Origin of the sequence: Alcanivorax sp., assembly GCF_002726155.1 — a bacterium.
Lineage (GTDB): Bacteria > Pseudomonadota > Gammaproteobacteria > Pseudomonadales > Alcanivoracaceae > Alcanivorax.
Genome location: NZ_PBSH01000017.1, coordinates 46,446 through 66,500 on the forward strand (window position 1 = coordinate 46,446; position 20,055 = coordinate 66,500).

The following is a 20,055-nucleotide window of genomic DNA, read 5'->3' on the forward strand; positions in this document are numbered from 1 at the left end:
GCGGCACGAACCCACGAATCACGTCACAAACCGCCATTTCATAGCCGATTACCTACTGCCATCTGCCTGCCGCCCAATGCCATCATTTCCAGCTGCAGGCAGGCATGATCGGCCAGCACACGGCGTGCAGCAGGGCTGCTATCTAGCATGGAAATGCCGGCGCCGAACATGATCGCAATGGCCGCTTGCGCTTCCTGTTCCGCTGGCACCTGGGCACGCCCCTGGCTGGCCACGGCCTGTCGCACGTCTTCGGCCAGCTCGTCCACCAGCAACTGTAATTCGCGCTGAATTCTCAACCGGTAGCGGTCATGGCTACCCAGACGCTGCTGCACCAGCAGGCGAAAATCATTGCCGTTCTCTGCGATGTAACGGGAAAACCGTCCGACCAGCTCCTGCACTGCCTGGGCCGCACCGATCTCGATCATGCTGCGCCGCTCGTATTCCATGGCAGAGCGCAACCGAAAACAACAGGAGTCAATCAGCGCCAGCCCCAGCGCTTCCATATCCGGGAAATGGTTATACAGGGACGTGGCTGCCAGACTGGCTTCCCGGGCCACCTCTCGCAGGCCCAGACTGTCCAGGCCACGCCCCCCCGCCATCAAATGTCGGGCGGATTCCAGAATCCGCTCCCGGGTTTGCCGTTTCTGGCGCTGTCGCGCTGTTTCAGCCATAACAGTATCACTAACGAATGTTAGTTAAATAATCCCATAAACGACGGCCATAGCGCAACAGAACAGCGGTTACAAAACAATCTTTGACAAACACTTGTTAGCTGGAAGAGAATTCACCTTACAAATGTAAGGCCGAAGATTTGGCACACGGCCTGATCACGGCGCATGATCAGACAGCGCTACAACACAACCTGCCTGCCCGAGCAGGCAGCAAGGAAGCACAAGGGGAAAGCAATGAACTATTTCGTTACCGGTGCCACCGGGTTTATCGGCCGTTTTCTGGTTGGCCGCCTGTTGAAACGCGACGATGCGCGTGTTTTTGCCCTGGTTCGCTGTGGCTCCGAGTACAAGCTGGATGCCCTGCGCAGCCGGCTTGGTGTGGATGCCGACCGTTTGGTGGCCATTCATGGCGACATCAACGAAAAGCTGCTGGGCGTGAGCAAGCGTGATCAGGATGACCTGAACGGACAAATCGATCATTTCTTCCATCTGGCCGCCATTTATGATCTCACCGCCGATGAAAACACCCAGCGCTACACCAACATCGAAGGCACGCGACAAACGCTGAAACTGGCTGAAAAAATTCAGGCCGGTCACTTTCATCATGTCTCTTCCATCGCCGCCGCCGGCCTTTACGACGGCACCTTTAGCGAAGACATGTTCGAGGAAGCCACCGGGCTGGATGACGCCTACCTGCTGACCAAGCACGAATCCGAAGCGCTGGTGCGCCAGGAAAGCAAAATCCCCTGGCGTATCTACCGCCCTGCCATGGTCGTCGGCCACTCCGAAACCGGCGCCATGGACAAGGTGGACGGTCCCTACTACCTGTTCAAGTTCATCCAGAAGCTGAAAGACGTGCTGCCCAACTGGGTGCCTCTGATCGGTGTGGAGGGCGGCCACTTCAACGTAGTGCCGGTGGATTTCGTGGCGGATGCCCTGGATCACATTGCCCACCAGCCTGACCACGACGGCCAATGCTTCCACCTGACCGCAGACCGCAGCTACAGCCTGGGCGAAATCATGGACATTATCGCCGGTGCAGCCCAGGCCCCGCGCATGGCCCTGAAGCTGGAAAACCGGCTATTCGACGTCGTGCCCGGGTTTGTTCGCAAAGGCGTCAGTGCCATGACCCCCAACCTGCTGGTCAATGCCGCCCTGGACAACCTGGACATTCCGCCCTCGGCCATGAAGTTCCTCACCTTCCCCACCGAGTACGATAACAGCCGCGCCAAAGCAGCCCTGGAAGGCACCGGCATCGCGGCGCCCGAGCTGGAAAGTTATATCCAGCAACTGTGGGATTTCTGGGAAAACCACCTGGACCCGGACCGCGGCGAGCGCAAGGATGAACTGCAACCGCTACCCACCTTGCCCGAACGGGTGGAAGGCAAAGTCGTCATGGTCACCGGTGCCACCTCCGGTATCGGCAAGGCCAGCGCGCTGAAGCTGGCTCGCGCCGGCGCCACAGTACTGGTTATTGCCCGTACTGCCGAAAAACTGGAAGAACCCCTGCACGAGATCGACCAGCTGGGCGGCACCGCACAGGCCTATAGCTGTGATGTCTCCGACCTGACCGACGTGGACAACCTGGTTCAACAGGTTCTTGCCGACCATGGCCATGTGGATATTCTGGTGAACAACGCCGGGCGCTCCATTCGCCGTTCCGTGGTGCATGCTTTTGACCGTTTCCACGATTACGAACGCACCATGCAACTCAATTACTTCGGCGCCCTGCGGCTGATCATGCAACTGATGCCCAGCATGATTGAGAATGGCGGCGGCCACGTGATCAACATTTCCAGCATCGGCGTGCTCACCAATGCGCCCCGCTTTTCCGCCTACGTGGCGTCCAAAGCCGCACTGGATGCATTCACCCGTTGCGCCGCCAGCGAGCTGGCCCACGAGGGAATTCGTTTTACTACTATCAACATGCCGCTGGTGCGCACACCGATGATCGCGCCCACCAAGATCTACAACCACGTGCCAACCATCAGCCCCACCCAGGCGGCGGACATGATCTGCGACGCCATTGTGCGTCAACCCAAACGCATCGCCACCAATCTTGGTGTCATGGGGCAGGTAATGCACTTCATCACCCCCAGGGTCACCGAAACCATCATGAATACCGGGTACAAACTATTCTCTGATTCCTCTGCCGCCCTGGGGGGCAAAGAAGGGACACCGAAGAAGATTCGCCGCGAACAGGCCGCTTTCTCACGGTTGTTCAAAGGGATCCATTGGTAAAGGGAGACGCTTCACGCGACATGCACCTGGCATCACAGCGTGCTGCGTGAAGCGTGTTGCGACCGCAGAACAGCAAAAAAAAGGCCCCGAAAACGGGGCCTTAACTGTTTCCGGAGACAACCGGAAGCATACGCAGCGGGATCAAATCCCGCAGCCATAGTGCCGCGCATGCCCCCGCCTCGCCTTGATATGGATCAGGATTACGGATCGTTGCGCACGCCAACTTCGTCCTGCGCCGCCAATACCGCCTTCAGTTCCGGCGGCGAATAATCAGGCCCCTTTAATACCTTGCCGCGTGCATCCTTCACCGGCTTGCCATCAGCGCCCAGCTTGCTCATATTGCTGCGATGCACTTCTTCGCAGCAGGCATTCAGGTCGATACCAAAGGTGTGCCCGGCACCGTAGGTGACATAGTTGATATCGGTGAGCGCATCCGCCACCTCCACCAGGTCCACCCGAAAACCGTCCAGCGTTTCCAGCTGCTCGCGGGCCTTGGCCAGAGTCGCTAGAAACGCCTGCTGATTCTCGTTGGCCTCCTGGCAGGTCGCTTCGGCCAGCTCATGAAACTCCTCCAGCAACAGGGCCAGCCGCAAACGCACAGTGGCATCGTCTGGCACCATCGGCGTCGGTTCCACCGGCAAGGAAAAGGCCCGATGAAACGCTCCCACCTTGTCAAAATTGCTGACGCTATTCCCCATCAACCTGAATCTCCTCCAGGAACGCCAGGATTTCCCGATTCACTTCGGCCGCCTGCTCCATCTGGATCCAGTGACCGCACTGATCCAGCATCACGGTGCGCAGGTCCGGAATATAATCCGGCATGCGCTGCAGCGCTTTCTGGCCAAACATGATTACCGGGTCCTGCAACCCCCCGATAAACAAGGTCGGCATCGTGATCTGCCAGTTGCTGTCGTCACGACTTTCTTGCCAGGACGCATCCATGCCACGGTACCAGTTGATTGGCCCGGTAAAGCCACTGTGCTCAAAACGTTCCACGTAATAAGCCAGATCTTCCTCGCGCATCCAGCGCGGCTGAGCCTCCGGCACCGGCATGGATTGAAGGAAACCGGTGTCATCCGGCTTCACATTGAAATCCGCAATGCCATCCGCCGACAAACCATGGAAGATGCATCGCAAGCTATGGGCCACATCGACTTCCAGCTCCTGCTCCGGCAAGGCCGGCTGCTGGAAGTAGAGCATGTAGAAAAAACGGTCTTCAAACAGTTTGCGCATGGCCGCAGTGGGCGGCTCCGGAGCCGGCCCACCATAGGGCACCGACATACCAATCACCGCCTTGATAGCTTCCGGATGTTGCCGTGCGACCTGCCAGGCCAGACCGCATCCCCAGTCATGCCCCATCAAGATAGCGCTTTCATAACCCAACGCCTGAATCAGCGCCATCACATCCTCGACCAGCAAACTCTGCCGGTAGGCATCTACCTCTTTGGGGCCACCGGTAAAGCCATACCCCCGCAGATCCGGAGCCACCGCGTAATAACCAGATTGCGCCAACACCGGCAGTTGGTATCGCCAGGATGCCCAGCATTCGGGGAACCCATGCAGGCACAGCACCAGCGGGGCGCCGGCTTCACCGGCCTCCGCCACAAAGAAATCCAGCCCATTCGCGGGGACCTGCCGCTCTCGCGTAAACGCCATACTCATATCCTAATTCAGGGCCGGGCAATAAACAGTCAGACGGCTACTTACCCGGCACGACGAAAATGCTATTGTTGGCATAAGACACATGCCTGAATTTGACAGCAAGAACTGCCGCTGACAAGCACAGACCGAAGCCCACGGGTTCCGGTCTGCGCCAACCTGCTTGCTGACAGAAACACGGAGATCCACCCCCACAGCAACACCAGGGATGCAACGTGAATACGCCAAAGGGACCTGAACAATCCAGCCCCCCACGCACCCGCCTCGGCGAGTGGCTGGCTCCCTATGTGCCTGCGTATTTCCCGGTGGCCTGGAAACTGGGGCTGTCCATCTCTTTGCTGATCCTCTGCGGAATGACCATCCTCGGCACCCTGCTGCTCAATAATCAGCTCAGCCGCATGCGCGACCAGGCCGACAGCTTCGGCACCGCCATTGCCCAGCAGCTGGCGAACACCGCCCGCGAACCCCTGCTCGCTGACGACACCTTCTTTCTCAAAGTTCAGCTCAACAACCTGAGCCGCAGCGACAGTGTTCGCGGCGCCGCCTTGTTCGGCCGGGACGGAAACCTGATCGACAAGGCCGGCATTCTGCCGCTGGCCGCCAGCCCACTGCACGAGCAGGTAAAGCGCTGGAGCCTGGAAGACGAGCCGGTCACCACCTACTACGCCCCCATCAAGATTAGCGATGCAGTGGCCGGGCACACTGCCATCTCCCTGTCTGACCGCCCGATCATGGCGGCCCGCCAGGCCGTGCAGGACACCATGGTGACTGCCACTCTGATCATGAGCGTGATTGCCATTATCGTTGCCTTCCTGATCAGCCGCCGGCTCGCCCAGCCCATTCATGATCTGCTGGCCGCCACCAGCGCCATGCGCAAAGGCGATTTGAACTATCGCATTCAGGACCGCCGTAACGATGAAATCGGCGGCCTGATCGAGGCCTACAACACCATGGCTCACGGCATGCTGGAAAAAGACCAGGTGGAACGGGTGCTACAACGTTTCGTCAGCCCCTCTGTGGCCCGCAACATGATGGCTGACCTGGATCAAGTGCAGCTAGGTGGCCGCGACGTTTCCGCCACCGTGGTCTTCGCGGATATTGTCGGCTTTACCCGGCTGTCCGAGAATCTGGCCCCGGATGCCATTGCCGACATGCTCAACGTCTACTTTGATGCTATCACCACCGCCACCAGCTTTTACCGAGGCACCATCGACAAATACATGGGCGATTGCGCCATGATTGTCTTTGGCGTACCGGAGAAAGATGACGAGCACCTATTCCACGGCTTGTGTTGTGCGGTGATGATCCAGCGGCTGGTGGAACGGCTTAATGAATACCGCAACGCCCGTGGCGAAACCACGGTGGCGTTCCGCATCGGCATCAATTCCGGCGACATGCTGGCCGGCAACCTGGGTTCGCGTGATCGCATGCAGTACACCGTGGTTGGCGATGCGGTTAACCTGGCTTCGCGACTATCGAACATGGCTGGCGGCAACGAGATCATTGCCGCCGCCCCCCTCCTATCCAACCCCAACATTGCTTCCCGGGTGCGCGCCACGGAATTCGGCGCCATGCGCATTCGCGGCAAGGCCGAACCGGTCAGCACTCACCGCATTGACGGTGTTCATGCCCTGTCGGAAACCCTGATGGAACAACGTATTGCCCAGTTTCTGGCAAAACTGAACACGGAGCATCAACGTGTACAAGGCGAGTAGCCTGAGCCTGGCCACGGTACTGGCTGGCTGTGCAACCTTCGGCAACCCCCACCCGGAAAGCGATATCAGCGCCGCCCTGGAGCAGCACGACTACGCCCGGGCGGCAACCATTATTGAACAGACCAAACCCAGGCACCCGGAATACCCCGCCCTGCAGGAGCAATACCCCGGTATTCGCCAGGCCAGCAAGGCCTACCGCCAGCACATCATTCAGCAGGCACAGGAACTGGGCAGGAAACAGCAGTGGGAGGACGCCTTCAGGCTGCTGGACGATAACCGCGACAAGGTGTTGAACCCGGCGGCCATGGATGAATTGAGCGCCGCCCTGACGACTTTGGAAGAGCGCCAGCTGAACCAGCTACTGGCAGAGAGACGCCAGGCTCAGGCGACGGCCATGCTGGCCAACGACAGGCTGGAACAGCAACTGGCCAACTTTCACGCGGTCGACGCCAAGCAAGAACGCCAGACCCTGGCCGAGGAACGCCAGCAGCTGATCCTGGACCTGACCACGCTGGGCGAATATTTTGGTGAACGGGAACAGTGGATGCTGGCCCGCGACCTGCTGCGCTCTGCCCATCAGCTGGCCCCCCAGACCGAACCATCTCCGGTATTGGCCCAGGCCCAGCAAGTGCTGAACAACGAAGAGCAGCGCGCACGCGCCAAGCGTAACCTGGCCCTGCAAACCGAAGCAGAACAACTAATGAGCCGCTACCAGCGCAACGGCCAGCTGCAATCCCTGCTCGCCGCCCGTGCGTTCCTGAGCCGACACCAAGGCAACCCCGCCTTGGCCAGCCATCGCAAACGACTGGAGCAATGGTGCCGCCGCCGGTTTGCAGAAGAGATGAACACCGGGGAGGCCCTCTATGCCCGCGGCCAGTACCGCGAGGCTTACCGGATATGGAAACAGGTCGCGCCGCTGTACCCGGACAACGAAGAGCTCAACAAGAAACTGGAACGCAGCCAGCGTGTGCTGAGCAATCTGCGCAGCCTTCAGCAATCCTGACAAGGCATTGCCTTCTGAGTGTTATTTCCTCTGAGGGAGCGAATGAAACCTCTCTGCTCTAAGTCCTCAGCAAAGCACGAAAGGCCCATCACAATCCGGACAGCCGGCTTGCTCGTTTTACTTGTAATGAACATAAAAAAACGCGCCGAAGCGCGTTTTTTAACTCGAACGAAGGAACACTTACTACAGGTCGGAATCCCCCTCCGCCTGACGATCAACCCCTGGAACCTTCCTGGGCTGCTTGTCCTCGATGTCTTTTTTGGTGGCAGGAATCGGCGCATCCTGCTCATTGAAGTAGGCATCACGGAAGTCCTGCGGCACCGGTGTACGCCCTTCAAAAATATGATCCAGAGTCTGCGGGATCGGGTTCTTCTCCACCTGCTCCAATTCGCCATCATTGTTAAGGCGGAACTGCAGGGCGGTGAGGCCCATGTACTTCTCGCGGCTCATTTGCACCAGACGATCATTGTTCGCCAGAATCGTCGGTTTTAGAAAGACCATCAAATTACTCTTCACCCGGTCCTTGCTGGTAGAACGGAACAGGAAGCCCAACAGCGGAATATCCCCCAGCAACGGCACCTTGCGCACCGTAACGCGAATATCGTCCTTGATCAGACCACCCAACGCGATGGTTTCACCGTCATCAGCCAACACCGTGCTTTGCAGCTTGCGGGTGGTTGTAACGATATCCACTGCATCGCCGGCGGAATCTTTCACCGCCGAGTTTTCCTGCTCCAGCTCCAGGCGAATGGTGGACAAGCCCGCCACATGGGGGGTGACCTTGAGGGTCAGACCCACGTCTTCCCGCTGAATGGTGGTAAACGGATTAGACACCCCGGAGCCGGTGTTGGTGCTTTGCCCGGTCACGAACGGCACGTTTTCCCCCACCACGATGGACGCCTCTTCGTTGTCCAGGGTCAGGATACTGGGCGTGGACAACAGGTTCACATCCGATGATGTGGACAGCGCCTGAATCAACGCCCCCCACTTCAAGTCGCCATTGGAATCGGTTTCGCCAAGCCCGGCGGTAATGCCATCCCCCAGACTCAGACTGGAAGGATCATCTGTGGCCACAGCCTGCAGTACAGAGTTGATGCTTAGCCCGTTACCGCCAAAATTCACTGCGCCCACACCGCTATCATCGCTGCCGGCCACATACTGAAAGCCCAGGTTCTTGCCCTGCTCCCCGGAAATTTCCACAATCGCCGCTTCAATCAGGATCTGCGCCCGACGCACATCCAGCTGGCTGATCACCGATTGCAGCTCTTTCATCATTGCCGGTTCAGCCCGGATCACCAGGGCATTGAGCGACTCGTCTGCCTGGATGGATACCTTGCTGTTGTTCGATGCCGTGCTTGTGACGGCCTTGCCGTCACCACCGGCCTTGGTCACCGAGGCACCGTCAGCAAAGTTCTTGAGCAATTCGGCCAGGGTCTTGGCATCACCATGGCTGAGACGTATTACCTGTACACCGCCATTGTCGCTTTCTTCGGTGTCCAGGCTGTTCACCATCTGCACCATGCGCTGGCGGGTGACCCGGTCACCTTTGATGATCAACCGGTTGGTGCGCTCATCCGCCACCACCGTAACGCCACCTTCCGGCGTTTTCCCACGGCGGCCACCGGTCTGCGGCGTCAGGCTTTCGAGCATCTTCACCATGTCACCAGCGAAGGCATACTTGAGCTTGATCACCTGAACGTCTTCGGATTCCGCACTATCCAGGCTGGCAATAATCGCTTCCATGCGACGGATGTTGTCCATGTGATCACTGATGATCAGCGCATTGGCAGACCCCACCGCCGCCAGGTGGCCGTACTGGGGCACCAACGGGCGCAGTACTGGCACCAACTCTTCCACCGGCGAGTTTTCCACCGGAATCACCCGGGTCACCAACTCTTCTCCACCGGCTGCATTCTTGCCCACCAGCGGCAGATTGCTCTGCTTGGCCGTGGTGTTGGGCACAATCTTGATGATGTCGCCGGCCGGCACCGCCGCATAACCGTGCACCTGAAGCACGGACAGGAACAGCTCATAGACTTCGCTGGAGGTGAGTGACTTGGTGGACACCACCGTCACATCCCGGGCCCGTACCCGGGGGTCCACCACGAAATTCTTGCCGGTCATGTCAGCCACCTGGCTGATAAACGCCTGAATGTCCGCGTTGCGGATATTCACCGTCCAGCTCTTGCCGTCGTCACTGGCCTGCACTTCATTGGTGGTCCGCGCATGAGCCGTCACCATGACGGCCGACAGCGCCAACAGCATTATTATTCTTGATAGAGACGTTCTGAAAAAAGGCGTCATAAAACCACTCACTAAGGCGGATAGTTCACGGTAAATTGCTGGTCACCCCGTTGCACCACGATGGATGCCTGCTGGGTGTCCTGATACGAACGCAGAGCCGCCATGTCGTTGCTTTCTGTTCCCAGCGGGTGTCCGTTAACCGAGAGAATTACGTCATCGCTTTGCAGGCCAACCTGCGCAAGCAATTGTTTTGGAGCACGTTTGCCCAACCGGTAACCGGCGCTGCCACCCTCGGTGACAGGCTCCAGCCCCAGCTGACCAATAATAGTGGTACGCTGGCGTGCCAGATCGGCCGCCCCGCCCTCATTGCCGGCAGGTGCCGTGGGCGCCGGTCGGGGTGCAGGATCACGCGTCACTTCAGTCACACCGCCCAGGGCATTGTCACTCCAGCGCAGCGTTTCCAGTCGGCCCGCCCGGCGCAGGATCACCCGGTCGGGGTACACTTCTTCCAGTTTGGCGTTACCGGGAATGCTGTCACCGATATGGTACAGCTCACCCTCTTTGCCTTTCTCGGCAATAATCGCCGTGGCGCGCTTGGTATCGGCATTCTGGAAGACCCCCAGCAGCTCCAGGCGCAGGCGGGTATCGGGAGCATCGGTGGGCTTGTCATTGCCGGTGCTGGCCACGGGCTCATAGTTACCGAACAGTTGCCAGTTATCGATCTGGGCTTGGGAGAGGGTCGGAGCATCGCCAGAAGAGGAGACCTCCAGGCGCGTCCGGGTATTCGCCGGCACGGGCTCACTGGGGCCATACCACAATAGCCACACGGTCTGCGCCAACACATAGGCCAGCACGACCACCAGCAATACAGCGATCACCCACCGAAGCGGTGCGCCCCATTGCTGCTGCTTTCCCCAACTCGCCAGTTGCGACATAACCGTCCTGCGATTTCCTTTATCGTTATTGCCGATTACCGATATGGCAGAGGCTACAACCTACCGGATTCTACGGCTTATTATTGCAATATAGTGTTACTGACCGCCCGGCAGAGCAAAAGGTTGCGACATCTGGAATACCACATCCTCCGGATTACCTCCCTGGCTCACACCCAACAGCATGGGCCAGGCACGCCGCACTTCCAGTTCGAAGCGCCCATCTGCCAGTCGGGCATCCACCAGCGACTCACTCTCCGGGCCCACCACTTGCAAGGTCGGCTGCGTATTTTCCATGCTCAAACGACCCTGCAGCACCGGTACCGTTGCGGAGCCATTGCGGCCCCAGGTGACCGTGCCGCCGCCGTACTGCAGCGTGCCCTGCAATGCCTTGATCTTGGCATCACCAAGGGTAATCTGCATCAGGGTCGCGTCCACACGCCCGTCTGCACTGCCCTGGGGAATATGGTCAGCCACCAGCGCCACCGGCAACGAAAGCCGGGCCTGCTGCAATTGCCAGTCACCCCAATCTGCACCCAGCCAACCGGACAAGCGCGCGGCGTCATCATCACTGCGGGTCTTCAGTGCCAGCCCTGGCACCAGCCCGTGCCAGTCCAGCGCCCACTGCACTGTTCCCTGGCGGCGCTGCCATTGCCAGTTCGCCTGCCCGTCCCACCAGAGCCCCTGGGGGTTAGTAATGACCAGCGGTGCACCGCCAGGCCGCAGGGCCGGGACGCGCTCCACCAATACCGCTGCCGGCATCAGCAGAAGCAAGAACAGTAGCAGGCTGACGCTGAAAAGCAGCGCCAGTGTTATTTTTCGTGGCATAACGGAGCCGGTTTCCTGTCTACCGATCAGAACGGGATGTCGTCGTCGAAGTCATCCGCCGGGCCGCTGAAACCGCCGCCCTGGTTGCTATTCTGGTTCTGCGCCGGCTGGCTGCCTCCGGACTGGCTATCATTACCGTAGCCACCCTGATTGCCCTGAGCCGGGGAAGACTGGGTATACCCGCCGCCCTGGCCGCCGCCATCACCGCGCCCATCCAGCATCTGCATCTCGTTGGCCACGATTTCGGTGGTGTAACGATCCTGGCCGTCCTGCCCCTGCCACTTGCGGGTACGGATGGAGCCTTCGATGTACACCTTGGAGCCTTTTTTCAGGTACTCGCCAGCAATCTCGCCCAGCTTGTTGAAAAACACCACCCGGTGCCATTCGGTGCGTTCCTGCATCTGGCCGCTCTGACGGTCTTTCCAGCTTTCACTGGTGGCCAGCCGCACATTCGTGACAGCGCCACCGCTGGGCATAAAGCGGGTTTCCGGATCCGCCCCCAGGTTACCGATCAAAATTACCTTGTTAACGCCGCGCGCCATGTTTCTCTCCGTGACTTCTTATGGTCTGACTACTGTCTATCTTCTCGTCATCGCCGCTGGACGACAAACTCAATCAAGCTGTCCATTGTGTCAGCTTTGTCCGGCTCCGGCGACACCCTGTAACTGTTGCTCATCCAGCTGGCCAGCATCCACCTTCAGCAAAGCCAGGGCCTGCTCTTCTACAATCACTGTTTCTACCACCCCGGGCACGGATTTCAGCCGCTCAGTCAGGGCCTGCCAGTCCTGCCCGGGGGACAACGGCAGAACCCGGTTATCCAGCTTGGGCAGTTCTTTCATGCCAACCAGCACCAGCAACCAGACCAGCGCCAGTGACCCGCAGCCATAAAAAACGGCTTCCGCGCCCACCCATTGATACAGCGCGCCCCCCATTTGCCCGCCGACAAACACGCCCAAAAACTGGCTGGTGGAGTACACCCCCATGGCTGTTCCGCGGGTGCCGGCAGGCGCAGCGCGCCCCACCAGCGAGGGCAACAAGGCTTCCAGCAGGTTAAAAGCCGTAAAGAAAACCAGCAAGGCCAGGACAAAATGCCACAATTGCGCGCCGGCCAGCGCCAGCAACAACTGGGAAACTGCCAGCAATACCACCGCCAGACGTTTCATGGGCACCGCTCCGCGGCGCTCCGCCCGGATAATCAAGGGCACCATGGCCAAGAACCCTGCCACCAGCACCGCCAGATACAGCAAGCTGTGGCTTTGCAGCGTCAGCCCCAGCCGATCGCTAAGCAGAGCAGGCACCACCACAAAGGATGCGGTCATGATCAGATGCAGGCTGAAAATACCCACATCAAAACGCAGCAATGTCTTACTGCCCAATACGCGGCGGAAGCGCTCGGACGCGGGCAATGCCTCACCCTGCAAGGCTTTCGGAGCCGGCACCACAAAAGCAACCAGCAAGGCAAAGCCCCCCAGCACCGAGGTCATCCAGAACAGGCCGGACAAACCCAACCATCCCGCCAGCAAGGGCCCCAGAATCAGTGCCAGAACAAAAGAGCCGCCCACGGACATGCCAATCAGCGCCATGGCCCGGGTACGGTGCTTTTCCGTCACCACATCACCAATCAACGCCATGATCACGCTGGCGATGGCCCCGGCTCCCTGCAGCGCCCGCCCCGCAATCACTCCGTAAATATGGTCACTCATGGCCGCCACTGCGCCACCGGCAATAAACAGCAACAGGCCAATCAATAGCAACGGGCGACGACCAAAACGGTCCGACAGCATGCCAAAAGGAATCTGCAGCAACGCCTGCATCAGGCCATAGGCGCCAATGGCCGTACCGATCAAAAGCGGGGAAGCCCCTTCAAGGGCCTGCCCGTAGACTGCAAAAATCGGCAGGATCATGAACAAACCAAACATCCGCAACGCGAAAATGGTTGCCAGATAACCCGTGGTTTTCAGTTCTGTCCGCTGCAGGGCATGGGAAGATGATGCCGTCATGAACCGTGATCGCTCCTAACCCGGAGAGGCCGCTGCACCGCAGCACACAGCTGCCGCAACCCCGGCCGATACAAAAGGGCACGCAGTGTAGCAGATTCCGGCCCCGTCAGAACCAGTGCCCGGAAGACCCGGCCCACAACCTTCGATCGTGAAATCGGTAAAACTCGACTGCATCAAATTGAACCCCCGCCAAAGCGGTGATAAATTGACAGGCTGATCAGTTTTTTTTCTTAGGTGTTTGCCTGAGTAATCACGGACGGGGCCAATGAATAGCCAAGAACATACCCAGCAAGTTTACGTGGTCGGCAGCCAACAGCTGCAAAACGCCCTGCTTACAGAGTTTCTCGTCAAGGAAGACGTGGCAGCCAAAAGCATTCCCACCGCCCTGGATATCACCACCGAAATCCTGCGCGAAAAGAACCAGAACCTGTTTCTGGTGGACTACCACTCAGTGGACGTGAATGAAGTCATCGCCCACTTGCTGGAAGCCGACCAGGAAGTGGAAAGCGATGTTCTGATCGCCGTTTTCAACGTGGACAGCGATGAGTCACTCTCCAAACTGGCCGGGCTTCCCATGGTCAACGGCGGCTTTCAGCACGACTGCCCCCAGGCCCTGCTCAGCAAAGGTATCAAGGCCATTTTCGACGGCGAGCTGTGGTTCCCGCGCGCCGTATTGCAGACCTACTTGATGAAGAGCCGAACCTTCAACAAGACCTTCTCACGCAGCGAAGTCAGCCTGACAGACCGGGAAGTGGAAGTGCTGAAAGTCATGGCCACCGGCGCCAAGAACTCGGAAATCGCCAGCAGCCTGAACCTGAGCCCGCACACCATCAAGACCCACATCTACAATATCTTCAAGAAAATCAACGCCTCCAACCGCCTGCAAGCGGTGAACTGGGCCCAGGAAAATCTGTAACCACGCCTGACGCAAGACGCCAAATGCCTGACGCCGGCTTTTCGCATCCTGCGTCTGGCGTCGGGCGTCCAGCGTCCCTTATACTGCCCTGTTCATTTTGACAGTACTCAGGGGCAGTAGATGGATACCATTCTGGTTCGTGGCGCACGCACCCATAACCTGAAGAACGTGGACCTGGATATTCCCCGGGACAAGCTGGTGGTGATTACCGGCCTGTCCGGTTCCGGCAAATCCTCTCTGGCGTTCGACACCCTGTACGCGGAAGGCCAGCGCCGTTATGTGGAATCGCTGTCCACCTACGCCCGCCAGTTCCTGTCGATGATGGAAAAGCCCGATGTGGACCACATCGAAGGGCTGAGCCCCGCCATTTCCATTGAGCAGAAGTCCACCAGCCACAACCCGCGCTCCACCGTGGGCACCATCACCGAAATCTACGACTATCTGCGCCTGCTGTTCGCCCGGGTCGGCGAGCCACGCTGCCCCGAGCATGATGCCCCGCTGGCCGCGCAAACCATTAGCCAGATGGTGGATCAGGTGCTGGCCATGGAAGAAGGCAGCAAGCTGATGCTGCTGGCCCCGGTGATCCGCGAAAAGAAAGGCGAACACGTTCATCTGTTCGAGGAGCTACGCGCCCAGGGCTTTATCCGGGTACGCATTGATGGCCGCATCTACGACATGGATGACACTCCGGACCTGGACAAGAACAAGAAGCACACCATCGAAGTGGTGGTGGATCGCTTCAAGGTCCGCGACGACCTGCAGAACCGCCTGGCGGAATCGTTCGAGACCGCCCTGAATCTGGCCGACGACATTGCCGTGATCGCGCCCATGGACGGCGACGGCGAGGAAACCACTTTCTCCGCCAAGTTCGCCTGCCCCACCTGCGGTTATTCAATCCCGGAGCTGGAACCGCGCCTGTTCTCGTTCAATAACCCGGCCGGTGCCTGCCCCAGCTGTGACGGCCTGGGCATGAAACAGTTCTTTGATGAAGGCAAGGTCATCAATTCCGACGAGCTTTCTCTCTCCGAAGGCGCTATCCGTGGCTGGGACCGACGCAACGTCTATTACTTCCAGATGCTCAATTCCCTGTCCCAGAGCATTGGCTTCGACATGGATGCCGCCTTCAAGGATCTGCCCAAAGAAGTTCGCAAGAAAGTACTACATGGCACCGGCAAGGAAAGCATCGAGTTTCGCTATTTGAATGACCGCGGCGACATCATCAAGCGTAACCATCCGTTCGAAGGCATCATTCCCAACATGGAGCGCCGTTACCGGGAAACCGAATCCGACGCGGTACGCGAAGACCTGCTCAGCTACATGTCAACCTCCAGCTGCCCCAGCTGCAACGGCTCGCGCCTGCGCGAAGCCGCCCGCCATGTCTTTATTGAACAGACTACCCTGCCGGAAGTGGTGCGTCTGGCGGTGGGCAAGGCCCACGCCTACTTTAGCGAGCTCACGCTGCCCGGCAGCAGAGGCGAAATCGCCGACAAGATTCTCAAGGAAATCCGTGACCGCCTGCAGTTTCTGGTTAACGTGGGACTGGAATACCTGACGCTGGAGCGCAGCGCAGAAACCCTTTCTGGCGGCGAGGCCCAGCGTATTCGCCTGGCCAGCCAGATCGGCGCCGGCCTGGTGGGCGTGATGTATGTGCTGGATGAGCCATCAATCGGCTTGCATCAGCGCGACAACGAACGCCTGCTCAGCACCCTCACCCGCCTGCGGGACCTGGGCAATACGGTGCTCGTTGTGGAGCACGATGAAGACGCTATCCGTCTGGCCGATCACGTCATTGATATCGGCCCCGGGGCCGGCGTCCACGGCGGCGAGGTTATCGCCCAGGGGAGCGCCCAGGACGTGGCGGACAACCCCGCGTCACTCACCGGTGACTACCTCTCCGGCCGCAAGCAAATCGCCATTCCCGCCCAGCACCGGCAACACAATGACGATCGCTGGCTGACCTTGCACGGCGCCACTGGCAACAACCTGAAAGGACATCCGCTGAATATTCCGGTCGGGTTGCTGACCTGCATCACCGGCGTATCCGGCTCTGGCAAGTCCACGCTGATCAACAGCACCCTCTACCCGCTGGCAGCCACCAAACTCAACAAGGCCACCACCCTGACCGCTGGCCCCCATGAGTCCATCGACGGCCTTGAGCATTTCGACAAGGTGGTGGATATCGATCAAAGCCCTATCGGTCGCACCCCGCGCTCCAACCCGGCCACCTACACCGGTATTTTCACCCCGGTGCGGGAATTGTTCGCGGGCACCCAGGAAGCCCGTGCGCGCGGCTACAAGCCGGGCCGTTTCAGCTTCAATGTAAAAGGCGGACGCTGCGAAGCCTGCCAGGGTGACGGGGTTATCAAGGTGGAGATGCACTTCCTGCCCGACATTTATGTCCCCTGCGAAGTCTGCGATGGCAGACGCTACAACCGGGAAACCCTGGAAATTACCTATAAGGGCAAAAACATCTTCGAAGTGCTCGACCTGACTATCGAAGATGCCCGCGCGTTTTTCGATGCCGTACCGTCGCTGGCACGCAAACTCCAGACCCTCATGGATGTGGGCCTCAGCTATGTGAAACTCGGCCAGGCAGCCACCACTCTATCCGGCGGCGAAGCGCAACGGGTCAAACTGGCCAAGGAATTGTCGCGCAGGGATACTGGCAACACCTTGTACATCCTCGACGAACCCACTACCGGCCTGCATTTCCATGACATCCAGCTCCTGCTGGACGTGCTTAACCGTCTGGCCGACCACGGTAACTCCGTGGTGGTGATCGAACACAACCTGGACGTGATCAAGACCGCAGACTGGATTGTGGATCTGGGCCCAGAGGGCGGTGACGGTGGCGGCGAAATCATCGCCGAAGGCACCCCGGAAGAGGTTGCCAACGTCAAAGGCAGTCACACCGGGCGCTTCCTCAAGCCCATGCTGAAATAATACAGCTGGCTTGATACCGGCTAAGCAGACGACCGGGCGGCAAGGACGCCAAGCCCCTGTCCGCCTCTTCCTTAAAGGGCCGCCGCAGGAGTTGCGCCGTGACGAACAGCACATTTCCTCGCCCTGTCACGCAGCCGCAGCCTGCCCCGCACCAGCCCGTCATATTTCGCCTTCAGACTCACTCTCAATCACCACCATGGAGGCGAGTCATGAAACGGATTGACGCATTGAAAGGCTGCATCGCAGCGCTAGCCATAGGCGCAGCCACTGCAGCCTGTGCCGCTCAGGCACCTGACCACAACACACCAGGCGAAGCCGGGCGCAAAGCCGCACCTCACCACGCCGCGGCCCACAGCAGTAGCGTATCGCTCGGCCCCCGCCCCTATTACCTGGTCTCTGATATGGATGCCGGGCCAGTCAAAGAGGCCCTGCAGGCTTGTGCCGCCGAGCACCGCCCGCTGCGACGAAGCGACTTTTCCATCGGCCACCGCGGCGCGCCACTGCAATTCCCGGAACACACCGAGGAGTCCTACCGAGCTGCAGCGCGTATGGGCGCAGGGATTATGGAATGTGACGTTACTTTTACCAAAGACCGGGAGCTGGTTTGCCGCCATTCACAGTGCGATCTCCATACCACCACCAACATCCTGGAAACTGAACTGGCCAGCCAGTGCAGCGAACCGTTCAGCCCCTTTGACGGTACACACGCCGCCAGTGCGAAATGCTGCACCAGTGACATCACTCTAGCCCAATTCAAAACCCTGAAAGGAAAAATGGATGGCGCCAACCCTCAAGCCACAACCGTTGACGACTACCTGAATGGCTCACCCGACTGGCGCACCGAGCTCTATCGCCAGCGCGGCACTCTGCTCAGCCACCAGGAAAGCATCGCCCTGTTCCGCCAGCTGGGAGTCAAGATGACCCCGGAACTGAAGGCCCCTCAAATCCCCATGCCCTATCAGGGGGACTACAGCCAGCAGGACTATGCACGGCAAATGATCCGTGACTATCAAGAAGCCGGCGTCAGCCCCCACCGCGTCTATCCTCAATCATTCAACCTAGAAGATATTCGCTATTGGTTATCGACTACACCGGCCTTTGGCCGTCAAGCGGTCTATCTGGACGGCCGGGACAGCAGCGGACTCGAGCCGCAAAACCCCGGCACCTGGCAACCCGACATGGCAACGCTGAAAGGCTACGGGGTCAACATCATCGCCCCGCCACTATGGATGCTGGTCACTACAGATGCCCAGAACCGTATCATCCCCAGCGCCTATGCCCGCTCCGCACAGCAGGCCGGCCTGAATATGATTGCCTGGACCCTGGAGCGCTCTGGTCCATTGGCCAACGGCGGAGGCTGGTACTACCAAAGCATCCCTTCCGCCACCAATAACGACGGCGATACCCTGACGCTGCTGGATGTTCTGGCTCGCCAAGTGGGCGTCATCGGTGTCTTTTCCGACTGGCCCGCCACCACCACCTTTTATGCCAACTGCCTGCGACAACACCGCATCCCACGCTCCCACGCACGACCATAGCGCAGCCGCACCACACTTTACCCCGCCCGCCCTGTGGCGGGGCATCACCACCACCAGCCGGGCCTGAATTGATGGCACGCTTTCTGCTTTGTACCAGGTTATATACAGGCCGAGGAGTACTAGCATGGAATCCACCCCGGACCACCGTTGGCTGATGCAGTACAACATTGTTAATCTGGTCAATCAGTGTCGGCGATTGATCCGCGCCGAGTTCGACGAAAGCCTTTCCCTCACCGACCCACAACTGCGTTTCAAGCTGGCTCACTTCGCCGGCCATACCCGCTCTCAGGGCCTCCAACGGCTGTACGGCGAAATTCGGCTTGCACTACTCAACCTGGAAGGCGCCGACCCGGAACCACAGCAGCCGCCCGCATCAGCAGTGCGACGCTACCGGGGACAAGCGATCAACCCAGCGCCCGAAACCGCCAGACAAACGCCCACACGCTCGCGCTCGACACAAAAGGCCGTTATTTACCGGGGCAGGACGGTCGCACAAGAGTAGGGAAACCGTGGGGCAGCCTCTTGTCAGGCGGAGAACTGAAAAATACTCAAATCCAGCGGCTGGCTCTCACCCAGCCACATCACCAACTCCGTATGATCACGAAGATCGTCACCACTGAGCCCATGCACAAATACCGTTAAACCGTTTCGGCTAGCCATTAACCAGGGAATAACCTCCCCGGCCAAACGGCGCGGGATGGTCAGCTGACAGCTCCAGCATGGGTGCGGCCCCACCGGCTTGCGATGCATATGGCCCATGGGCACAGAAAAGTGTTGATGGGCAGCTTGGCATAGCGCCGCCGCCTGGGAAAAGGTGTGTTCGTCGAAATAGACGTGTGCGTGAAAACCGTTGATCGCCATACGCAGTGCCCGTTAATGACAACTCCAGCATAGCCGATGCTTTCACACTTGCAACAGGCACAAAAAAACCGGGCACAGGGCCCGGTTTTTTCTGGAACGATTAACGCTTACTCTTCGTCAGCGTCAACCAGTTCAGGACGGTCAACCAGCTCAACATAGGCCATCGGTGCGTTATCGCCCGCACGGAAACCCATCTTGAGAATGCGGATGTAGCCACCCGGACGCTCCTGGTAACGAGGACCCAGCTCGTTGAACAGCTTACCGACCATTTCCTTTGAACGGGTACGGTCGAAAGCCAGACGACGGTTAGCGACGGAGTCTTCCTTAGCCAGAGTGATCAGCGGCTCAGCCACACGACGCAGCTCTTTGGCTTTCGGCAGAGTAGTCTTGATCGCTTCGTGCTCGAGCAGAGACACAGCCATGTTACGGAACATAGCCTGACGATGAGAGCTGTTCCGATTCAGTTTTCTGCCGCTTTTGCGATGACGCATGATTCTGTTCCTA

The 20,055-nt window shown here is 59.1% G+C and carries 17 protein-coding genes; 7 read left to right on the forward strand and 10 right to left on the reverse strand.

Going from position 1 to position 20,055, the window contains the following annotated elements; all coding sequences use genetic code 11:
* Nucleotides 1-38: 38 nt before the first annotated feature.
* The gene (locus CL546_RS05255) at nt 39-671 is read right to left on the reverse strand and encodes a TetR family transcriptional regulator (RefSeq protein WP_290493450.1); all 633 of its coding nucleotides are present in this window, start codon (nt 669-671) and stop codon (nt 39-41) included.
* A 234-nt stretch (nt 672-905) separates the two neighbouring features.
* Between CL546_RS05255 and CL546_RS05260 the strand changes: the two genes are divergently transcribed.
* The gene (locus CL546_RS05260) at nt 906-2,912 is read left to right on the forward strand and encodes an SDR family oxidoreductase (protein ID WP_290493451.1); all 2,007 of its coding nucleotides are present in this window, start codon (nt 906-908) and stop codon (nt 2,910-2,912) included.
* A 200-nt stretch (nt 2,913-3,112) separates the two neighbouring features.
* Here the strand turns inward: CL546_RS05260 and CL546_RS05265 are convergent, their stop codons facing one another.
* Together CL546_RS05265 and CL546_RS05270 are read right to left on the reverse strand one after the other, a co-directional pair.
* A complete protein-coding gene (locus CL546_RS05265; protein ID WP_290493452.1) occupies nt 3,113-3,610 on the reverse strand; it encodes a nucleoside triphosphate pyrophosphohydrolase family protein in 498 nt (165 codons plus the stop codon).
* Complete coding sequence (locus CL546_RS05270) at nt 3,600-4,568, reverse strand: alpha/beta fold hydrolase (protein WP_290493454.1); 969 nt, start codon at nt 4,566-4,568, stop codon at nt 3,600-3,602. Before CL546_RS05270 ends, CL546_RS05265 begins: the two co-directional genes overlap by 11 nt.
* 218 nt (nt 4,569-4,786) lie before the next feature.
* On the opposite strand from CL546_RS05270, the gene CL546_RS05275 reads away from it, so the two are divergent.
* Together CL546_RS05275 and CL546_RS05280 are read left to right on the forward strand one after the other, a co-directional pair.
* Nucleotides 4,787-6,286 (forward strand): adenylate/guanylate cyclase domain-containing protein, encoded by a 1,500-nt coding sequence (locus CL546_RS05275; protein WP_290493456.1) that lies wholly within the window; start codon nt 4,787-4,789, stop codon nt 6,284-6,286.
* Nucleotides 6,270-7,289: a tetratricopeptide repeat protein gene (locus CL546_RS05280; RefSeq protein ID WP_290493457.1), complete on the forward strand. Its 1,020-nt coding sequence runs from the start codon at nt 6,270-6,272 to the stop codon at nt 7,287-7,289. Before CL546_RS05275 ends, CL546_RS05280 begins: the two co-directional genes overlap by 17 nt.
* A gap of 183 nt (nt 7,290-7,472) precedes the next feature.
* Here CL546_RS05280 and gspD read toward each other — a convergent pair whose 3' ends face one another.
* The 5 genes from gspD to CL546_RS05305 all read right to left on the reverse strand — a co-directional run bounded on the left by gspD (nt 7,473) and on the right by CL546_RS05305 (nt 13,293).
* Complete coding sequence (gene gspD, locus CL546_RS05285; RefSeq protein ID WP_290493459.1) at nt 7,473-9,554, reverse strand: type II secretion system secretin GspD; 2,082 nt, start codon at nt 9,552-9,554, stop codon at nt 7,473-7,475.
* Between the two features lie 50 nt (nt 9,555-9,604).
* Nucleotides 9,605-10,468 carry a type II secretion system protein N gene (locus tag CL546_RS05290; protein WP_290493461.1) on the reverse strand — a complete coding sequence of 288 codons (864 nt, stop codon included), beginning with the start codon at nt 10,466-10,468 and terminating at the stop codon, nt 9,605-9,607.
* 96 nt (nt 10,469-10,564) lie between these two features.
* Nucleotides 10,565-11,293, reverse strand: coding sequence for a type II secretion system protein N (gspN, locus tag CL546_RS05295; protein ID WP_290493462.1), 729 nt, complete (start codon nt 11,291-11,293; stop codon nt 10,565-10,567).
* 26 nt (nt 11,294-11,319) lie between these two features.
* Nucleotides 11,320-11,835: a single-stranded DNA-binding protein gene (gene ssb, locus CL546_RS05300; RefSeq protein ID WP_290493464.1), complete on the reverse strand. Its 516-nt coding sequence runs from the start codon at nt 11,833-11,835 to the stop codon at nt 11,320-11,322.
* A 90-nt stretch (nt 11,836-11,925) separates the two neighbouring features.
* Complete coding sequence (locus tag CL546_RS05305) at nt 11,926-13,293, reverse strand: MFS transporter (RefSeq protein WP_290493465.1); 1,368 nt, start codon at nt 13,291-13,293, stop codon at nt 11,926-11,928.
* 265 nt (nt 13,294-13,558) lie between these two features.
* On the opposite strand from CL546_RS05305, the gene CL546_RS05310 reads away from it, so the two are divergent.
* From CL546_RS05310 to CL546_RS05325, 4 genes are all read left to right on the forward strand, one after another.
* Nucleotides 13,559-14,209 (forward strand): response regulator transcription factor, encoded by a 651-nt coding sequence (locus CL546_RS05310; RefSeq protein WP_290493466.1) that lies wholly within the window; start codon nt 13,559-13,561, stop codon nt 14,207-14,209.
* 120 nt (nt 14,210-14,329) lie between these two features.
* A complete protein-coding gene (uvrA, locus tag CL546_RS05315) occupies nt 14,330-17,152 on the forward strand; it encodes an excinuclease ABC subunit UvrA (RefSeq protein ID WP_290493468.1) in 2,823 nt (940 codons plus the stop codon).
* Nucleotides 17,153-17,361: 209 nt separating this feature from the next.
* Entirely contained in the window at nt 17,362-18,690 is a 1,329-nt protein-coding gene (locus CL546_RS05320) for a glycerophosphodiester phosphodiesterase family protein (RefSeq protein WP_290493469.1), read from the forward strand.
* Between the two features lie 124 nt (nt 18,691-18,814).
* A complete protein-coding gene (locus tag CL546_RS05325; RefSeq protein WP_290493471.1) occupies nt 18,815-19,192 on the forward strand; it encodes a hypothetical protein in 378 nt (125 codons plus the stop codon).
* Nucleotides 19,193-19,215: 23 nt separating this feature from the next.
* Here the strand turns inward: CL546_RS05325 and CL546_RS05330 are convergent, their stop codons facing one another.
* Together CL546_RS05330 and rplQ are read right to left on the reverse strand one after the other, a co-directional pair.
* Nucleotides 19,216-19,551 carry a DOPA 4,5-dioxygenase family protein gene (locus CL546_RS05330; protein ID WP_155133231.1) on the reverse strand — a complete coding sequence of 112 codons (336 nt, stop codon included), beginning with the start codon at nt 19,549-19,551 and terminating at the stop codon, nt 19,216-19,218.
* Nucleotides 19,552-19,658: 107 nt separating this feature from the next.
* Nucleotides 19,659-20,042: a 50S ribosomal protein L17 gene (gene rplQ / locus CL546_RS05335; RefSeq protein ID WP_011587709.1), complete on the reverse strand. Its 384-nt coding sequence runs from the start codon at nt 20,040-20,042 to the stop codon at nt 19,659-19,661.
* Between the last annotated feature and the right edge of the window lie 13 nt (nt 20,043-20,055).

What these genes read in the sequence shown, in the direction of transcription:
- CL546_RS05290 (WP_290493461.1), bottom strand. Translation starts at nt 10,468, where the DNA reads ATGTCGCAACTGGCGAGTTGGGGAAAGCAGCAGCAATGGGGCGCACCG.
- CL546_RS05270 (WP_290493454.1), bottom strand. Translation starts at nt 4,568, where the DNA reads ATGGCGTTTACGCGAGAGCGGCAGGTCCCCGCGAATGGGCTGGATTTC.
- gspN (WP_290493462.1), bottom strand. Translation starts at nt 11,293, where the DNA reads ATGCCACGAAAAATAACACTGGCGCTGCTTTTCAGCGTCAGCCTGCTA.
- CL546_RS05330 (WP_155133231.1), bottom strand. Translation starts at nt 19,551, where the DNA reads ATGGCGATCAACGGTTTTCACGCACACGTCTATTTCGACGAACACACC.
- rplQ (WP_011587709.1), bottom strand. Translation starts at nt 20,042, where the DNA reads ATGCGTCATCGCAAAAGCGGCAGAAAACTGAATCGGAACAGCTCTCAT.
- gspD (WP_290493459.1), bottom strand. Translation starts at nt 9,554, where the DNA reads ATGCTGTTGGCGCTGTCGGCCGTCATGGTGACGGCTCATGCGCGGACC.
- uvrA (WP_290493468.1), top strand. Translation starts at nt 14,330, where the DNA reads ATGGATACCATTCTGGTTCGTGGCGCACGCACCCATAACCTGAAGAAC.
- ssb (WP_290493464.1), bottom strand. Translation starts at nt 11,835, where the DNA reads ATGGCGCGCGGCGTTAACAAGGTAATTTTGATCGGTAACCTGGGGGCG.
- CL546_RS05320 (WP_290493469.1), top strand. Translation starts at nt 17,362, where the DNA reads ATGAAACGGATTGACGCATTGAAAGGCTGCATCGCAGCGCTAGCCATA.
- CL546_RS05260 (WP_290493451.1), top strand. Translation starts at nt 906, where the DNA reads ATGAACTATTTCGTTACCGGTGCCACCGGGTTTATCGGCCGTTTTCTG.
- CL546_RS05255 (WP_290493450.1), bottom strand. Translation starts at nt 671, where the DNA reads ATGGCTGAAACAGCGCGACAGCGCCAGAAACGGCAAACCCGGGAGCGG.
- CL546_RS05325 (WP_290493471.1), top strand. Translation starts at nt 18,815, where the DNA reads ATGGAATCCACCCCGGACCACCGTTGGCTGATGCAGTACAACATTGTT.
- CL546_RS05310 (WP_290493466.1), top strand. Translation starts at nt 13,559, where the DNA reads ATGAATAGCCAAGAACATACCCAGCAAGTTTACGTGGTCGGCAGCCAA.
- CL546_RS05265 (WP_290493452.1), bottom strand. Translation starts at nt 3,610, where the DNA reads ATGGGGAATAGCGTCAGCAATTTTGACAAGGTGGGAGCGTTTCATCGG.
- CL546_RS05305 (WP_290493465.1), bottom strand. Translation starts at nt 13,293, where the DNA reads ATGACGGCATCATCTTCCCATGCCCTGCAGCGGACAGAACTGAAAACC.